Consider the following 15,669-nt stretch of genomic DNA (forward strand, 5'->3'; position numbering starts at 1 on the left):
TAAGCCGGTCGTGCAGGCCGTTTGTCATAGCCGGGTCATACCGATAGTAATAATGTCTCCGGACACATCGCGTCCTGATCAAACGAGGAGACGGCCCGTCCATGGTAACGAAGAACCCGCAAGACTCCGCATCTATTGCATCGCGCAGAGGCTTTCTCAAGCTCGCCGGTGCGTCCGGCATAGCCACCGCGGCCAATGTCATGAGCGCGACGGCGAACGCGGCATCGCCCGGCCCGGATGGCACGCCCGAACAAGTGCATCTGACTTGGGGCCAAGACCCGACGCGCGAAGTCGTCGTGAGCTGGGCATCGCTTGCGCAGGCCGTGCATCCGCGTGTTCGCATCAGAACGCACGAAGGTCATGCAAGCGTGATTCACGGCGTACAACGCACTTATACCGATGGTCTGAACGGCGAGATTGTCTGCACGTATCATGCGCGTCTTGGCGACCTTCATCCGGACACGACGTATCACTACGAAGTCACCGCCGATAACGACAGCAACGCGGCCCAGCCTTTCAGCGCGAGCTTTCGCACGGCGCCGCGCGGCCGTCGCAAGTTCCGCTTCACGAGTTATGGCGACCTCGCGACGCCGAACACGGGCTGGGTGTTGTCGTCGCCGCAAAGCCGTTTCGCGGTGCAAGCTGTGGAACGTTTCGACCCGCTCTTTCACTTGCTCAACGGCGATCTTTGCTACGCGAATCTCAACGCCGCTCATCAGCCTGAAGTGTGGCGCGACTTCGGCAATAACGCGCAGGTCTCTGCCGCGAATCGTCCGTGGATGCCTTGTCCGGGCAATCACGAAGTCGAGTTCAACAACGGCCGCCAGGGCTTCGATTCCTATCTCACGCGCTACACGTTGCCCGACAACGGCACGCAGTTTCCGGGGCGCTGGTATAGCTTCCGCGTGAGTTCGGTGCTGTTCGTTTCGCTCGATGCCGACGACGTCGTGTATCAGGATGCCGCCGCATTCGTCGCCGGTCCCGCTCCGCTCGTGCCGGCCGCGAGCACGGGCAATCCGGCCATCGAACCGGGCACGTCGTTCTACATTCGCGGCTACAGTCAGGGCGAGCAGACGCGCTGGCTCGAAAAGACGCTACGCGATGCGTCGCGCGACGACGACATCGACTGGATCATCGTGCAGATGCATCAGGACGCGCTGAGTTCGTCGAAGACGGGCAATGGCTCCGACAAGGGCATTCGCGAAGCATGGCTGCCCTTGTTCGACCGATACGGCGTGGACCTCGTGCTGTGCGGCCACGATCACGATTACGAGCGCAGCCATCCCGTGCGCGGTTGCAATCATCACGCAGGCCGCGATGCGACGACGGGCGAACGCGTCGACACCTTGCAACCGCGTCCGGTGATGACAGCGCAGCGCGCGAACGATCCTATCGATACTTCGCACGGCACGGTCCATCTGATTCTCGGCGGCGGCGGCACCAGCGCGCCGCTCGACGTCTACGGCACGGATGCGGGCACGGGCAATCCGCAAGCGCAGGTCTTCACGAAACGCAACCGGCCCATTCCGGGCGCGACGGCGGGCACGTTCGTGCGTCCCGTAGCGGATGCGGTGGAAGACGCCATCTGGTCCGCGCAACGCGATACAGGCACGGGCTACGGCATCGCCGTTTTCGACTGCGATCCGGGCGAGCATGGCGGCAAGACATCGATCACGATGAACTACTACCACGCGCCGGGCGCGGACCAGACGCCCACCGCGGACTACGAGCTGTTCGAAACCATCGTTCTCGAAAAAGGATGCCGTCGCTGATTGGCCCGCATTCACGCCCGCAGCGCCCGCGCGTTGCGGGCGTTTTGCTTCTTACCCATCTAGTACAGGCACTGTACGCACCCTTACAATAGCCTGACTATTTCGGAAAAAGTTCCCTGGAATTGTGAAATTCTTTCCAAATATTTCGGCCTTTGTGTAATGATAGTGATTCGCATTCACCTGAATTAAGGGCTTATTTCTGATTCGTGGATGCCGAGCCAAGAACAAGTCAATTGCGCATGCGTCAGCGACACGCATGCGGTCGAAAAAATTTGAGGAACGACATGTTGAGGAAAACACCGCTTGCCGCGGCGTTGGCCGCGTTTACCGTTGCGCCGATTGCGGCGCCGCTTTACGCGCAAACCGCCCCGCAAGTGACGCAGACGACCCAGGCCGATGCCCCGGTGAGCAACGCATCCGCACCGGAAACCGCCACGCTGCCGGCGGTCAAGGTCACGGGACAGGCCGATCAGCAAGCCGACTTCCAGCCGGAAGTCTCGAGCGTCGGCGCCAAGGTTCCGACAGCGCTGCGCGACATTCCGCAGGCCGTCGTGGTCGTGCCGAAAGCAGTGCTGCAATCGCAAGCGGTGAGTTCGTTTTCCGACGCCTTGCGCAATGTGCCGGGCGTAACCCTCGGCGCGGCCGAAGGCGGCCAGATCGGCAACAACATCAACCTGCGCGGCTTCACGGCGCGCACCGACATCTATCTCGACGGCTTTCGCGACCGCGGCCAGTACTATCGCGATACCTTCAATCTCGAATCCATCGACGTGCTGTATGGCCCGTCGTCGCTGTACTTCGGGCGCGGTTCCACGGGCGGCGTCATCAATCAGGTCAGCAAGCAGCCGAACCTGAAGCCTCGCGCCGATGTTTCCGTGCAAGCGGGCACGCACGACCGCTATCGCAGCACGGTCGACATCAACCAGCCGCTCACGGATACCTCCGCGTTCCGTATCAACGCGTTCGGACAGGATCTCGGTTCGACCCGCGATCAGATGAAGAACAAGGATTACGGCGTGGCCCCGGAAGTGAAGTTCGGCATCGGTACGCCTACGCAGGTGACCTTGTCCGCGCTGATCCAGCATAACTACGATCAGCCCGACTATGGCATTCCGCCGCTGAACGGCCATCCCGCGCCGGTCGATAGGAAAACCTTCTACGGCTTCACGGACGACCGCACGATCCAGGACGTGCAGACGGTGAACGCGCGTGTGGAACATCGCTTCAACGACATGTTCACGTTGCGCAACCAGACGCAGTTCAGCCACTACAGCACCGAGGCGCGCGCGACCAACGCAGCGGCCGTGCTGACGGGTCCGCTCGGAACCTCGACCGCGCTTGCGAACGGCAACTACACGGCACTGCCGCTGTCGTCGCTATTCGTGCGGCTGCAGGGCAAGGACCGCAACATCAACGATCACTCGGTCTATAACACGACCGATCTTCAGGGCAAGTTCGCAACCGGCTTCCTGAAGCACGACATGCTCGTCGGCGTCGATCTGAGTCACGAGACCTACAGCAACCAGAGCTTCACGGCGACCACGCCCGGCCTGCCTTCGAATACGCTCGCCATCGTGCCGCTCGTCGATCCGGCATACGTGCCGCGCCCGGCGAATTATCGTGAAGTCGCGACGAATCTGGCCGAATCGAGCGCGAACGGCATCGGTCTTTATTTGAACGATACGGTGTCCATCGGCGAGAACTGGAAGTGGATTGGCGGTGTGCGCTGGGACCGCTATGAAGCGTCGATCAACAATTCGATCAACGCGCCCGGTTACGCCACGCAGACCAACTTCTTCACGAGCGTGCGTACCGGCGTGGTGTGGCAGCCGGCCGACTGGCAATCGTATTACGTGTCGTACGGGACGTCGTTCAACCCGTCGCTCGAAGCACTGACGCTCACCAACAATCAGCAGAACACGCCGCCTGAAAAGAACCGTTCGTACGAAGTTGGCTCGAAGTGGGACTTGCTGAACGGCGGCCTTTCGGTGACGCAGTCGCTCTTCAACATCGAGAAGACCAACGCTCGCACGCAGGTTTCGACCGGCGAATACACGCTCGATGGCGACGTCCGCGTGCGCGGTTATCAGTTGGGCGTCGCGGGCCACATCACGAAGCAGTGGCAGATGTTCGGCGGCTACACCTACATGGACGGCACCGTGCAGAAGGCGCTCGACGGCACGACCGGCAACACGCTCGCCAACACGCCGCATCACATGCTCAACTTCTGGACGACCTACGACTTCACGCCGGCATGGCAGATCGGCGGCGGGCCTTCGTATGTGTCCTCGCGCTATGCAGCGAACAACAATCTCGTTCAGGTGGGCGGATACGTGCGCTGGGACGCGATGGCCGCCTATCATCAGAAGCGTTACGATATCCAGTTCAACGTGCTGAATCTGACGGACAAGCGTTACTACGACGCGCTGATCCCGTCGGATGGCGGACGCGCGGTGCCGGGCTACGGCCGCACCTTCCTCGCGACGTTGAATTACCGCTTCCGTTGATGTGCCTGCGCGCGCCACGCCGAATTAAGGCGCGGCGCGCGCAGTTGAAAAGCCAGAACGATGATCCTCTCCATACCCGGCGTTCTCACGCCCGAAGATGCCGCCGCCATGCGCGCACGGCTTGAAGCCGCCACGGACTCATGGGTCGACGGCCGCGCAACCGCTGGCTATCAGGGCGCGCCGGTCAAACATAACCGGCAGATCGCGGAAGGCTCGCCCATTGCGCATGAAATGGGCGACGCCATCGTCGGCGCGCTCGAACGGCATCCGCTCTTCATCAGCGCGGTGCTGCCCAATCGCGTGTATCCACCGCTCTTCAATCGCTACGAAGGCGGCATGCACTTCGGCAGTCATGTCGATGGCGCAATCCGTATCGTGCCGGGTCATGGCGCACGCGTGCGTACCGACGTCTCCGTCACGCTCTTCCTGTCCCGTCCCGAAGACTACGATGGCGGCGAACTCGTCATAGAAGACACGTATGGCGTGCAGGAAGTGAAATTGCCCGCGGGACATGCGATCGTTTATCCCGCGACGAGCCTGCATCAAGTACGGCCCGTGACGCGCGGCGCACGCGTGTCGAGCTTCTTCTGGGCGCAAAGCCTCGTGCGCGACGACGCTCAACGCGCCCTCCTCTTCGATCTCGACAACTCCATTCAACGCCTGAACGCCACGCAAGGCGATGAAGCCGCAAAGCGAACGCTCGTCGGCTGCTATCACAATCTGCTGCGCATGTGGAGCGAGACCTGAGCGGCCCTGCTTTTGTCGGAGCACGGCCACGAACAAGTTGCCTTGACAATGCCGACTGCCGAAGCGTACGTTTGATGAACACTTACTCGAGGCACCATCATGGCCACCGACGAAAACGGCTTGAGTGACGAGTTCATCGCAAAGCAGCGCGAACGTCTGGAAGCATTGCAGCGCGAATTGCTCGGCAACGAAGAAGGCACGATTGCGAGCGAGCGAAATCTACAGGAAGAACAAGGCGCCGAAGCCGAGGAATACGAAGACGACGCACAGCGACGCGAGCAATACGTATCGAATCAGGCACTGCGCAACGTGAACGACTTGCGTATCGCCGACATCCAGCGCGCGCTGCAAAAAATCGAGGAAGGCAGCTACGGTCTTTCCGACGAAAGCGGCGACCCCATTCCCAAGGCGCGCCTCGAGGTCATGCCCGAAGCCATTCTCACCGTCGCCGAGCAGAGCAAGCGCGAAACGGGCCATTGAGGCTTTGCGCGTCAGGCACTTGCCGTGAATGCTTCGATCAACGCGCGTACCCGCGCGGGCCGCACACGCGAGCCCGGCAGCACGAGATTCACGGCAAGCGGCGCGGGGCGGAAATTCGCCAGCACTTCGACGAGCGCGCCCGCCGCGAGATACTGACGCGCGAAAAACTCGGGCATCTGCGCAAGACCGATACCGAGCAACGCGGCCTCCGCCAGCGCCTCGCCGTGACTGATGCGAAACGGCGCTTGCGGTTCCACCGATACCTTTTCTCCGTTCTCGATGAATTCGAGCGGCCGGTCGCGCCCGTTCGTCGGCAGACGAAACGCAATCAACGTGTGATCTTCGAGGTCCCTCACCGCGCGAATTCTTGCGTGCCGCGAGAGGTACGTCGGACTCGCGCACAACACGAGCGCCTGTTCGTCGATCTTTTGCGCAATCAGCGACGAGTCTTCGAGTTCGCCGAAGCGGATCGACGCATCGAGTCCTTCGTCGGTGAGACTCACGCGTCCGTCGGAAAGACGCAGATCGAATTCGAGTAGCGGATAACGTTCGCGCAGACGCGCGAGCACCGGCAACACGACACGCACGCCATAGCCTATCGGAGCGCCAATGCGCAGCACGCCTGCGGGCTCGTCGTTGTCGCTGACAGAGTCCAGATCGAGCGCTTCGATTTCTTCGAGCAAGCGCGCGCTTTTCGCAAACAGCGCGCGTCCTTCTTCGGTGAGCGTGACAGCGCGCGTGGTCCGGTGAAAAAGCCGCGCCCCGAGATCCTTTTCTAAGCGTGCGACGCTTTTCGCCACGGATGAAGGCGCAAGCCCGAGTTCACGTGCTGCTTGCGCAAAGCTGCCGTGGCGCGCGACAGCAGAAAAATTAACGAACTGGCTGAGATTCTTCATGGCGTCATTCGCGACAGATTAGCGTGAAAGACGTGGCACGACTGCCTCCAATGCATGGCCGATATTCGCTTAGAGTAGCGCGGTGAGAGTGATTTCGGCTCATGTCTCATTAGTACGCCATACGAACTATATGGAGAATTTTGCATGTTCATGTTGAACGATAACCCGGTCGAATACGATTTCGGCGGTTCCCGCGCTCGCCTGCTCGTGTCCGGCAATCATACGGACGATGCTTACTGCATGCTGGAAATGTTCTCGCCTGCCGGACGCGCCACGCCCATGCATCGTCACGAGAATGAGGAAGAGACGCTGCTGATGCTGGAAGGCGAACTGGATGCCATCGTCGATGGTACGCGGCATCGCTTGCTGGCTGGCTCGACCGTGGTGCTGCCGCGTGGCTCGCAGCATCAGCTCATCAATTCCGGGGCGCAGACAGCCCGTTATCTCGTGATCTGCACGCCCGCAGGCTTCGACCGCTTCGTCGATGCTTGTGCCGATGCGCAAAGCGGCCAGGTCGTCCCGCACGACCCGACCGACGCGGACAAGGCCCGCATGCGCGAGGCCGCGTCGCGCTTCGGCATCACGCTTTATCCGCCGGCCGCGAAGGCTTGAAGACGCGCGGCACTTTTTGGTTTCGCAGAAGAATCATTCAAGAGGCAGACCCATTATCAAGCGACATCGATGAACGCAGAATGGCTTTCATGCAAGGCGCATTGCAAGCAATAACCGAGTCCGCGTTGCGCCGCTTAAACCTCATACGAACAGCCATTCACGGAGAACATCATGTCGCTCTTACGTATCGTGTCCGCTGCTCTTGGTGCAGCACTTGTTGCAAGTGCGCTGCCGGCGTCCGCCGCCGACAGCCTCGTCGAGCCGCAGACGCTTATCGTCGACAAAACTCTGTCGAAGCAGCAGGCGGCGCGGCAGATTCACGCGGCCCGCACCTACGACACGTTCTGGACTACCGGCGACGAAGCTCAGGCACGCGCCGCGCTCGCCGACGACTTCACGGACCGCACGCTGCCGCCCGGCCGCCCGCAGGGCATTGCCGGGCCGCTGGCTGCATCGAAAACGTTTCATGCAGCCGTGCCGGACGTCCACGCTTCGGTCGAACAGATGATCGTCACGGGCGACCGCGTCGTCACGCACCTGCACTTCACGGGCCATTTCACCGGCACGTTCAACGGCGTGCAGGGCAACGGACAGCCGGTGGATTTCATCGCGACCGATATCTACCGTATCCGCGACGGCAAGATTACCGACAATTGGCATCTCGAAGACAACCTCGCGTTCCTGCAGCAACTCGGCGTGGTGAGCAAATAAGGGCGCGGGTATGATACCCACGCGCACCTCGGCGCGATCGTCCCACCTACCAAACCTGGAGCGGCAGCGCGTGGATAACCTGGGTGACATCCGGCTTTTCGTCGAAGCAGCGGCGCTTGGCAGTCTTTCGGCGGCCGGCCGCAAGCTCGATCTATCGCCGGCTGCGGCCAGCGCGCGGCTCGTGCGACTCGAAAGCGCGCTCGGCGTGCAACTCTTCGAGCGCACCACGCGCAGTCTGAGACTGACCGACGAAGGCCGCACATACCTGTCGCACTGCCAGCACGCGCTGCAAACACTCGACGACGCCCACGCCGCGCTGCACGCCGGACGCGCCGTGGTGAGCGGCAAGTTGCGCGTCTCGGCCACGTCGGATTTCGGCCGCCATGTCCTCACGCAATGGCTCGACGCCTTCAACGAGATGCATCCCGAGGTCAGCATTGCGTTGGTGTTGTCGGACTCGCTGTCGCATTTGCTACTCGACGATATCGACCTCGCGATCCGTTTCGGCGTGCCCGCCGACAGCACGATGATCGCCAAGCGCATGGCGCCGAACCGTCGCACGCTATGCGCGTCACCGGCTTATATCGAGGCGCATGGCAGGCCGGAGAACGTCGCGGCGCTCGCTCAGCATCGCTTCATTTTGCTGAGTTCAGCTGCTGGCGTGGCGAACGAATGGCGTTTCATGCGCGATGCCCACAGCGAGAATTTCACCGCTCCGCTCACGCATGCACGCGAGACGAACGATGGCGCACTCGCGCGGCAATGGGCGCTCGAAGGACACGGTGTGGCGATGAAGTCCATATGGGACATCGGCGCGGATCTGCAGGCTGGCAGGCTCGAGCTTCTGCTGCCCGAATGGCGTTGCCCCGACACGCCCGTGCATGCGTTGTTTCAGCGGCGTCAGTACATGGCGCCGCGCGTGCGGGCGCTGCTCGATTATCTGAGCGCCAAATTTGCGGATGCGACGCGAGACCTCGCGCCTTATCTCGACAATTAACCGCACGTGCCGTCTGCCTCAATGGAAGCCGATTCGCGCCCGTAACGAAGCAAGCGTGCGCCACGTGACGGAGATATCGCGGCTGGCTTGCGCATCGCGAATGCGTGACGCAAGCATCGCGACGGCGCCATCGAGCGAGACGAGCGCATCGCTGGTGCGGGTATCGATAGGCAGCGTGTTACGTATCGGCCGTGCATAACGCGCGCGTACGCTTTCCAGCCGCGCCATCACCGAGCCGAAGCTGTGTTCGCTGCCTGCATCCTGTCGCGTATCGGAGCGCTCGCTGAGCATGGCGCGCACGTTGTGGACGCAGCACTGCAAGGCTCCGGCGATCTGCTCGTAACGCGGCTCCCAAACAAAGACGCGCTGCGGACGCAATGCAACGCGGAAGTCGTGCCATTGACGATCCAGCGCTCTGACCGCGGCGGCGGCCCGTCCCTGGTCTTCATCCGCATTGGCTGAAGCCGCGCTCACGCCTTCGATCAAGGCATCGACCACGCCGACGAAGCGCGCCTCGATATGGCTCGCGGTATCGAGCGGCTTGACGGTGAACGCGGCGATCAAGGCGGCGAGGCATCCTATGGCCACTTCTTCGATCCGCAGTTCGACGAGCGGTTGCACGGCAAGGCCGAGACCGCCATAGACCAGACCCACGAGCACGGTGATGAAGAACACGCCCGGCCCGTATGCGCTCATGATGAAGTACGCCCAACCGAAAACGCAGAGCAGCATGGCGGCTGCAATCGCGGCGGGCTGATCGTGCAGACTCGTCACCAGAAGCGCGCTGACCAGTCCGCCCGCGAGTGTTCCGGCAATGCGCTGCATGGCGCGATACAGCGTGTCGCCGCGCGAACGCGTACCGAGGAACACGACGAACACCGTGATGACGGCCCAGAACCAGCGCTCCGACGACAGCACGTGACCCGCGAGCATGGCCATCAGCGCTGCCGCGCCCGTGCGCAAGGCGGGCAGCCACGAAAGGCTCGTGCGTAGCTGGCTCATGTCGATTCTCTTGCGCGGCGGCGGCGCGTTCTTGCGCTTCGAATCCGTCGTCTCAATGCCTTCGAGCTTCGCAATCGCCGAGCGGAAGGCGCTTTCGCGTGCGGGGCGGCTCGTTGCATCGAAGACATATTGGCCTGCGGCGACTTCGAGTTCCACGAGCGCTTCGCGCAGCGCGCCGGCTTCGTCCGGGTCTAGAAGCGCGAGCCGGTCTTCGAAGGCGATGGCCGCTTCGTTCATCGAGGACAGCGCCGTGTGCATGCGCCCCGCGCGGTGCGTTTCGCGGAGCACGTCTCTTGCGCGCAAGGCGACGGTGCGAATCGCCAGTTGTATCGCGGCGATACGGCGTTGCGGCACGATTCCGCGCGCGACGCACACGATCACGCACGGCGCCACCATCGACAGCGCGAGGATCAAAGCAGCCTCGTTCGACGATGGATGCAGATACACGCCAAAGTAAAAAGCCACGATGCCGATCAGCGCGCTGCCAAGCGCTCGAGGTCCGCAAGCCTGCACCAGCATGCCGGCGAAGAGCAGCGCGATGAACACCGCATCGGCGACGAACGGCACGACATCGAGCGCGGCCGCCGTGGCGAAGCTCGACACGGCGACGAGATAGAGGGAAGAGAGGGAGACTAACCAGCCGTGCAGCGTGTGATCGCGCAAGAACAGCGGGGCGATCATGCAGAACAGCACGGCTAGTCCGGCGACCACCGGCGGTGACCCGAATCGCGCGGCCACTTCGATGCAGATGAAGGCGCTAATCAACGTGGCGAGCGTCGCACGAAGCGCCGTGACGAAGCGCGCGAGGCCGGGATCTGCTACGAGCAGGCGGTCAGCCGCTCGTCGAAAGACGATCGCAATCATGGGTCGACATCCGGTCGGAGATCGGACACGGCTTTTGGCCGGCGCCGATGCAAAGGGACAATGCCGATTCGTCGTCGGCCGGGATCGCCGGCACTCGGACAAATACGGGTTTTCCCGGATGATAGCGCGTCAAAATTCTTTTTTGCGTGACTCAGGTCACGGATACGCCGCTGCCTTGCGCTTATCAACTCGATCCGTGATCCACACAGCCGCGACCATCGCCACGATGAGGACGACCGAAGCCGTAAAGCGGCTGAAAGCGAGTCCGCCCTGGTCGACGGGTTTATCGAAGAAATCGCCCAGCGTGGCGCCGAGCGGCCGCGTCAGCACGAACGCGAGCCAGAAGAGCAGCGTGTGGGAAATCTGCGTAAAGAAGTACATCAGGCACACGGCAAGCAGCAGCGTGCCGAAAATCAGCGCGCTCACTTCGTAGCCGAGGCCGAGACCGCCGCGATCGTCGCCTGCGAGCCAGTCGCCGACGGCGGTGCCCAGCGTTTGCGAGAACAGGATCGTGATCCAGTAGAACCATTCGGCGCGCGGTGTGGTCACGCTCGACACCGCGACCGTTCCTTCCACGCGATACCAAAGAAAGATGCACAGCACCAGGCACACGACGATCAACGAGACGCCGCCCGGATAACCGAGCCCAACGGAGCGATCGGCAAAGTCGGCGAGCGTGGTTCCGAGCGTCGTGGTCGCGACGATGGTGATCCAGTAGAACGACGGATGGAAGCCCTTCGCCCGCACCTGCGCCATGACGAAGCCGACGAACAGGATCGCGAAAATCGCGGAGCCCACCAGATAGCCGAGATTCAGCGACATCGTGACCCAATCGCCGCCGGTCTCGCCGAGCGTCGTCGCCGCGATCTTGATGAGCCAGAAGCCGAGCGTGACGGCGGGCACCTTGAGGTCGTGTCGGTCCTGCGTTTCCGTATTGATTTGCATGTCGAAGTATTCCGTGAGAGCCGTGAGTCTCCGCAGAATAACAATCGATTCCTTAGCGGACGCTTAGCGCCGTTGATCAGATTGCATCGAACGGACGCTCCCAGCCAAACGCTCGCACGCGTTCGAACGGTCTTTCGAGCACGACAGCGCCACGCGCTTCGCCCGGCAAGAGCAGCGGAAGCGTATGCCATGTCGTCTCCTGCGCGGCCCGCTCTTGCAGCGATCGCACCTCACCGCGTTCCGCGCGCGCTCGTGCGGCTGCGAACAAATCTTTCGTATCGCGCGGCGCGAACAGATTCGGCGCTATCTTCAGCCCTACTCTGTCAGCCGCCATCGCAATGACGATCCAGATACCGCAATAAGCGATGTCGACGCCGACCGACTGGCCATCGCGCAGATTCGCCACCACGATGCGTTCCTCGGGCCCTTCCTCCAGCTTCACTTCGTGTTGCCGGCACGCGAGCACCCCGGAAAGCAGCAGCCGAAGCGTCGCCCGTCCGACGCCGAAGCGCCGTCCCACCGCCGCGTTTGGATGAATGCGCGCGCGTTTGCGCTCGGCGACCGTGAGCCAAAGACCGACGTTCGATGCGGACACGAAGCGGAATTCGGTAGGCACGAGCCAGAGCGCGAGTTCGCCCGGCGCGGGGAGCCGTTCGAACATGACATTCGATTGCGAGAGATCGTAATGTTCCCACGCCAACGGGCGGGCGAGAACGGCGGACGGCGGCCGTCGCGGGGCTTTTTTCGTGGGCGCGGTGGTGGTCATGTCTGTCTTATGGGCGAACGGGCGGGCGATGATTCCGTGCAGAGCGACACCGTTGCAGCCGAGACTTAGCTCAAACTTAGGATTGGCGGCGATGCGGGTTTTCGCGGATGGCATGGCCCGTCGAGCAAACGATTCGCCTGGTCTTTTATTCCTAAGCACCAGCTAAGTCTACGCTTCGAGACTTCAGACTCAGTCAAGAAGACGCATCCTCCATGCCGATGTCCCCATCCCCCTTCTCACTCGGTGTAAAGTCGCTTTTGCCGCCCTTTTCGCAGATGTTTTGCGCGCGGGGGCGAAGGTGAGCCCACGGAGAAATGGCATGAGGGTGTTGCTGGTCGAGGACGACCGCATGATCGGCGAAGCTGTGCAAGACACCCTTAAGGACGGCAGCTACGCCGTCGACTGGGTGCGTGACGGCCGGCTTGCGTTGACAAGCTTGGAAACGCACAGCTACGACGTTGCCCTGCTCGATCTGGGCTTGCCGGGCAAGGACGGCATCGACGTGTTGCGCGCGGTGCGGGCCGGCGGCAATCTGGTTCCGTTACTTATCATCACCGCGCGCGATGCGGTGGAAGAGCGTATTCGTGGCCTCGATGCAGGCGCGGACGATTACATCCTCAAGCCCTTCGAGATGTCCGAACTGCTCGCGCGGATGCGCGCCGTGGTGCGGCGGCGCAGCGGTCAGGCGGCGCCCGTCATGTCGAACGGCATCATCTCGCTCGATCCCGCCACGCGCGAAGTCACGGCCGCGGGCAACGTCACGCGTCTGTCGAGCCGCGAGTTTGCGTTGCTTCAGGCGCTCATGCTGCGCCCCGGCGCCATTCTCTCGCGCACGGAACTCGAAGACCGCATCTACGGCTGGAATGAGGAAGTCGAAAGCAACGCCGTCGAATTCCTGATTCATTCGCTGCGCAAGAAGCTCGGCGCGCAGGCGATCAAGAATGTGCGCGGCGTGGGCTGGATGGTCTCGAAGCAGACATGAACCGTTCGCTCCAGTTTCGTTTGTCGGCATGGCTGTCGGTGTTGATCGTGGCGATTGCGCTCATCGGCGGCTTCATCGCGTTCAAGACGGCTTTTCACGAGGCGAACGAGTTGCAGGACGGGCAGCTCAAGCAGATCACCGCGCTCGTGACGCCGCGCAGTCTCGCCGTCATGCGGCGCGAAACGCTTGCCGATGTGCCGGGTGTGGACTTCGCATCGAAGATCGTGATTCAGACACTCGATGAACGCGCGCCGCTCGCGCTCTCCGCCGACCTGCGGGACGGCCTTCAGTATGCGAACGTGGCTGGCCTGCGCTGGCGGATCATCGTGAAGACGCTCGAAGACGGCGTTCGTGTCGTGGTCGGACAGAAGACCATGGGGCGCGACGAGATCGCGCGCAACAGTGCGCTTGCCACCGTCATTCCGTTCGGCACGCTCGCGGTGGTTTTGCTCATCACGCTTCATTGGCTCGTGCGCCGCATGTTTCGTCCGCTCGCGCTTTTGGCGGGCGATCTCGATCAGCGTCCCGAGCACGATCTCTCGGCGCTCACGGAAGATACGGTTCCTTCCGAGATCACGCCGTTCGTCGTGGCGATCAATCGCCTGCTGATCCGCGTGGACATTTCGCTGGCGATGCAACGCCGCTTCGTCGCCGATGCCGCGCATGAACTGCGCTCGCCGCTAACGGCGCTTTCGTTGCAGGCCGAGCGCCTCGACGCCTCGGAGATGCCCGCCGCCGCGCGCGAACGATTGTTCTCGTTGCGGCGAGGTCTCGCGCGCACGCGTGCGCTGCTCAATCAGTTGCTCACGCTCGCGCGCGTGCAGGACAAGACCGTGGGCAAGCCGAGCAGGCTGCGTGTACAGGAAGTTTTTCGCAACGTGCTCGAGGATTTGATGCCGCTTGCCGAGGCGAAGCGTCTGGACATCGGCGTGTCGAGTACGGAGGATGACGTGGTGATCGACGTGCCCGAGGCCGAGCTTTCGATCTTGCTGAAGAACCTGGTCGATAACGCCATCCGCTATACGCCGGAAGATGGGCGCGTGGATTTATCGGCCGGCGTGATCGATGGCCGCGCGTTCATTCGCGTGGAGGACTCCGGCGCCGGCATTGCGGCGGAAGAAAGGGAGCGTGTGTTCGATCCGTTCTATCGCGTGCTCGGCACGGATACCGAAGGCTCGGGTCTTGGTTTGTCGATCGTCGCCACGGTGGCGGCGCGGATCGGCGCGGAGGTTGTGTTAAGGGATGCGGAACCACATGGGCTGGTTGTGGTGGTCAGGTTCGCGGCGGAAAAGGAAGTGCGGAGAGCGGCTTGAAGCGGTCTCTCACGCGAGCACGGACAGTGTGCGACGAAGCCGTCGTCGACCGGCAGCGCCACGCCACAATTCCAGACAACACAGGTATTGCGCAAGCCGCCGGCAGACGTCGCGGGCGACGACCGTAGTGATTGACGCGCTGCGGTAACGCCCGTGACGATCGATGAGCGGCTCTCATGAGCGTATGCGGTCGAACGGGTTTATCGATAGGATCGAAGTTTTATCGCACCTGGCGTCGACATGCTTCGCCTTCGAAACGCACAACGTAAAGGAGCCGGCCCGGCAGCTCAAAACAGGGCCAAGCAGGGCAAGCTCCATCACGCGAATCAAAATGGCGCCCCCTCGAACTCCATCACCGGATACACAGTCTGCTTACCCTCGACGTCCAGCACCAACCGCATCGCATGATGAAAACTTGCATAGCGGCCCACGAACCGGCTTAGCACATCACCGAACAGCGCTGCGTCACCCGGCCCGTCGAATGCCCTAGCGTCGAGGCGCACGTACACGCGAACCTCGCGTCGCATATGTCCTTTGCCCACCGACTCATGCTCGGCCAACCACACATCTTCGATAGCATCGATGCGCCGCTGAGTACTGTCGTCAGGCGACCAGTCGTAAAGCTCCAGCGCCTCGCGAAATGCCGGTGCGCCCACCATCCCGATCATGTTCAATTCATTCGCGCCGCCCGCCGTGAAATGGCCGAGCAAGCGCCAGTCGTACTCCGGGTGATGGCGCGGCGGATACAACGGCAGCGTCGGCGCGCTCAGGTTGCGCACCGACGCGATACCGGTAAAGCCCGACACTGTCTCGGTGATCGTCGCCTCGGAAAGCGCCATGCGCGGCAAGCGTCCATTGTTCGCCAGTGCCCTCACCGTCAGATGGCGATCCGGTTGCGGACGGTTCTCATCGTGCGCAGCGTCCGCGTGGAGACGCTCCCACAACTGCCCGGATAGCGTCAGCCAAAGCTCCCGGCCCGTCACGCCCAAACGCATCGAGGTATGGAAATAGCGCTCTGGCTTCTCGTACTGCAGCGTCCAGCCGCGATGGCGAAAGCTCGTGAAGGCGCTATATG

At 62.3% G+C, this 15,669-nt stretch carries 14 protein-coding genes; 9 read left to right on the forward strand and 5 right to left on the reverse strand.

Going from position 1 to position 15,669, the window contains the following annotated elements; translation table 11 throughout:
• Window positions 1-101: 101 nt before the first annotated feature.
• The 4 genes from NCR40_RS30515 to NCR40_RS30530 all read left to right on the forward strand — a co-directional run bounded on the left by NCR40_RS30515 (window position 102) and on the right by NCR40_RS30530 (window position 5,506).
• The gene (locus tag NCR40_RS30515) at window positions 102-1,772 is read left to right on the forward strand and encodes a purple acid phosphatase family protein (protein ID WP_250511730.1); all 1,671 of its coding nucleotides are present in this window, start codon (window positions 102-104) and stop codon (window positions 1,770-1,772) included.
• Window positions 1,773-2,056: 284 nt separating this feature from the next.
• Window positions 2,057-4,279 carry a TonB-dependent receptor gene (locus NCR40_RS30520; protein WP_250511731.1) on the forward strand — a complete coding sequence of 741 codons (2,223 nt, stop codon included), beginning with the start codon at window positions 2,057-2,059 and terminating at the stop codon, window positions 4,277-4,279.
• A gap of 60 nt (window positions 4,280-4,339) precedes the next feature.
• On the forward strand, window positions 4,340-5,026 hold the full coding sequence (locus tag NCR40_RS30525) for a Fe2+-dependent dioxygenase (RefSeq protein ID WP_244831132.1): 687 nt from the start codon (window positions 4,340-4,342) through the stop codon (window positions 5,024-5,026).
• Window positions 5,027-5,125: 99 nt separating this feature from the next.
• The gene (locus NCR40_RS30530; protein WP_244831131.1) at window positions 5,126-5,506 is read left to right on the forward strand and encodes a TraR/DksA family transcriptional regulator; all 381 of its coding nucleotides are present in this window, start codon (window positions 5,126-5,128) and stop codon (window positions 5,504-5,506) included.
• Window positions 5,507-5,517: 11 nt separating this feature from the next.
• Here NCR40_RS30530 and NCR40_RS30535 read toward each other — a convergent pair whose 3' ends face one another.
• Complete coding sequence (locus NCR40_RS30535; protein ID WP_250511732.1) at window positions 5,518-6,402, reverse strand: LysR family transcriptional regulator; 885 nt, start codon at window positions 6,400-6,402, stop codon at window positions 5,518-5,520.
• A 144-nt stretch (window positions 6,403-6,546) separates the two neighbouring features.
• Between NCR40_RS30535 and NCR40_RS30540 the strand changes: the two genes are divergently transcribed.
• The 3 genes from NCR40_RS30540 (at window position 6,547) to NCR40_RS30550 (ending at window position 8,722) form a co-directional block, all read left to right on the forward strand.
• The gene (locus NCR40_RS30540; protein WP_250493873.1) at window positions 6,547-7,014 is read left to right on the forward strand and encodes a cupin domain-containing protein; all 468 of its coding nucleotides are present in this window, start codon (window positions 6,547-6,549) and stop codon (window positions 7,012-7,014) included.
• Between the two features lie 171 nt (window positions 7,015-7,185).
• Window positions 7,186-7,725 carry an ester cyclase gene (locus NCR40_RS30545; protein ID WP_250511733.1) on the forward strand — a complete coding sequence of 180 codons (540 nt, stop codon included), beginning with the start codon at window positions 7,186-7,188 and terminating at the stop codon, window positions 7,723-7,725.
• A 70-nt stretch (window positions 7,726-7,795) separates the two neighbouring features.
• The gene (locus NCR40_RS30550) at window positions 7,796-8,722 is read left to right on the forward strand and encodes a LysR family transcriptional regulator (protein ID WP_250511734.1); all 927 of its coding nucleotides are present in this window, start codon (window positions 7,796-7,798) and stop codon (window positions 8,720-8,722) included.
• 18 nt (window positions 8,723-8,740) lie between these two features.
• Here NCR40_RS30550 and NCR40_RS30555 read toward each other — a convergent pair whose 3' ends face one another.
• The 3 genes from NCR40_RS30555 to NCR40_RS30565 all read right to left on the reverse strand — a co-directional run bounded on the left by NCR40_RS30555 (window position 8,741) and on the right by NCR40_RS30565 (window position 12,194).
• A complete protein-coding gene (locus tag NCR40_RS30555) occupies window positions 8,741-10,588 on the reverse strand; it encodes an FUSC family protein (protein WP_250511735.1) in 1,848 nt (615 codons plus the stop codon).
• Between the two features lie 156 nt (window positions 10,589-10,744).
• Window positions 10,745-11,533: a COG4705 family protein gene (locus NCR40_RS30560; RefSeq protein ID WP_244831125.1), complete on the reverse strand. Its 789-nt coding sequence runs from the start codon at window positions 11,531-11,533 to the stop codon at window positions 10,745-10,747.
• 76 nt (window positions 11,534-11,609) lie between these two features.
• Entirely contained in the window at window positions 11,610-12,194 is a 585-nt protein-coding gene (locus tag NCR40_RS30565; protein WP_244831124.1) for a 4'-phosphopantetheinyl transferase family protein, read from the reverse strand.
• A 424-nt stretch (window positions 12,195-12,618) separates the two neighbouring features.
• Here NCR40_RS30565 and NCR40_RS30570 point away from each other — a divergent pair, with 424 nt between their 5' ends.
• Window positions 12,619-13,281 carry a response regulator transcription factor gene (locus tag NCR40_RS30570; protein ID WP_244831123.1) on the forward strand — a complete coding sequence of 221 codons (663 nt, stop codon included), beginning with the start codon at window positions 12,619-12,621 and terminating at the stop codon, window positions 13,279-13,281.
• A complete protein-coding gene (locus NCR40_RS30575) occupies window positions 13,278-14,594 on the forward strand; it encodes an ATP-binding protein (protein ID WP_250511736.1) in 1,317 nt (438 codons plus the stop codon). The genes NCR40_RS30570 and NCR40_RS30575 overlap by 4 nt, the downstream gene beginning before the upstream one ends.
• A 326-nt stretch (window positions 14,595-14,920) precedes the next feature.
• Here NCR40_RS30575 and NCR40_RS30580 read toward each other — a convergent pair.
• Window positions 14,921-15,669: type VI secretion system baseplate subunit TssF (locus NCR40_RS30580; protein ID WP_250511737.1), on the reverse strand; the 749-nt coding region annotated here is incomplete at its 5' end.

The sequence above is a fragment of the Caballeronia sp. GACF4 genome (assembly GCF_023631025.1).
GTDB lineage: Bacteria > Pseudomonadota > Gammaproteobacteria > Burkholderiales > Burkholderiaceae > Caballeronia.

Coding starts and splice junctions, on each gene's coding strand:
- NCR40_RS30515 (WP_250511730.1), top strand. CDS start 102: ATGGTAACGAAGAACCCGCAAGACTCCGCATCTATTGCATCGCGCAGA.
- NCR40_RS30520 (WP_250511731.1), top strand. CDS start 2,057: ATGTTGAGGAAAACACCGCTTGCCGCGGCGTTGGCCGCGTTTACCGTT.
- NCR40_RS30525 (WP_244831132.1), top strand. CDS start 4,340: ATGATCCTCTCCATACCCGGCGTTCTCACGCCCGAAGATGCCGCCGCC.
- NCR40_RS30530 (WP_244831131.1), top strand. CDS start 5,126: ATGGCCACCGACGAAAACGGCTTGAGTGACGAGTTCATCGCAAAGCAG.
- NCR40_RS30535 (WP_250511732.1), bottom strand. CDS start 6,402: ATGAAGAATCTCAGCCAGTTCGTTAATTTTTCTGCTGTCGCGCGCCAC.
- NCR40_RS30540 (WP_250493873.1), top strand. CDS start 6,547: ATGTTCATGTTGAACGATAACCCGGTCGAATACGATTTCGGCGGTTCC.
- NCR40_RS30545 (WP_250511733.1), top strand. CDS start 7,186: ATGTCGCTCTTACGTATCGTGTCCGCTGCTCTTGGTGCAGCACTTGTT.
- NCR40_RS30555 (WP_250511735.1), bottom strand. CDS start 10,588: ATGATTGCGATCGTCTTTCGACGAGCGGCTGACCGCCTGCTCGTAGCA.
- NCR40_RS30560 (WP_244831125.1), bottom strand. CDS start 11,533: ATGCAAATCAATACGGAAACGCAGGACCGACACGACCTCAAGGTGCCC.
- NCR40_RS30565 (WP_244831124.1), bottom strand. CDS start 12,194: ATGTTCGAACGGCTCCCCGCGCCGGGCGAACTCGCGCTCTGGCTCGTG.
- NCR40_RS30570 (WP_244831123.1), top strand. CDS start 12,619: ATGAGGGTGTTGCTGGTCGAGGACGACCGCATGATCGGCGAAGCTGTG.
- NCR40_RS30575 (WP_250511736.1), top strand. CDS start 13,278: ATGAACCGTTCGCTCCAGTTTCGTTTGTCGGCATGGCTGTCGGTGTTG.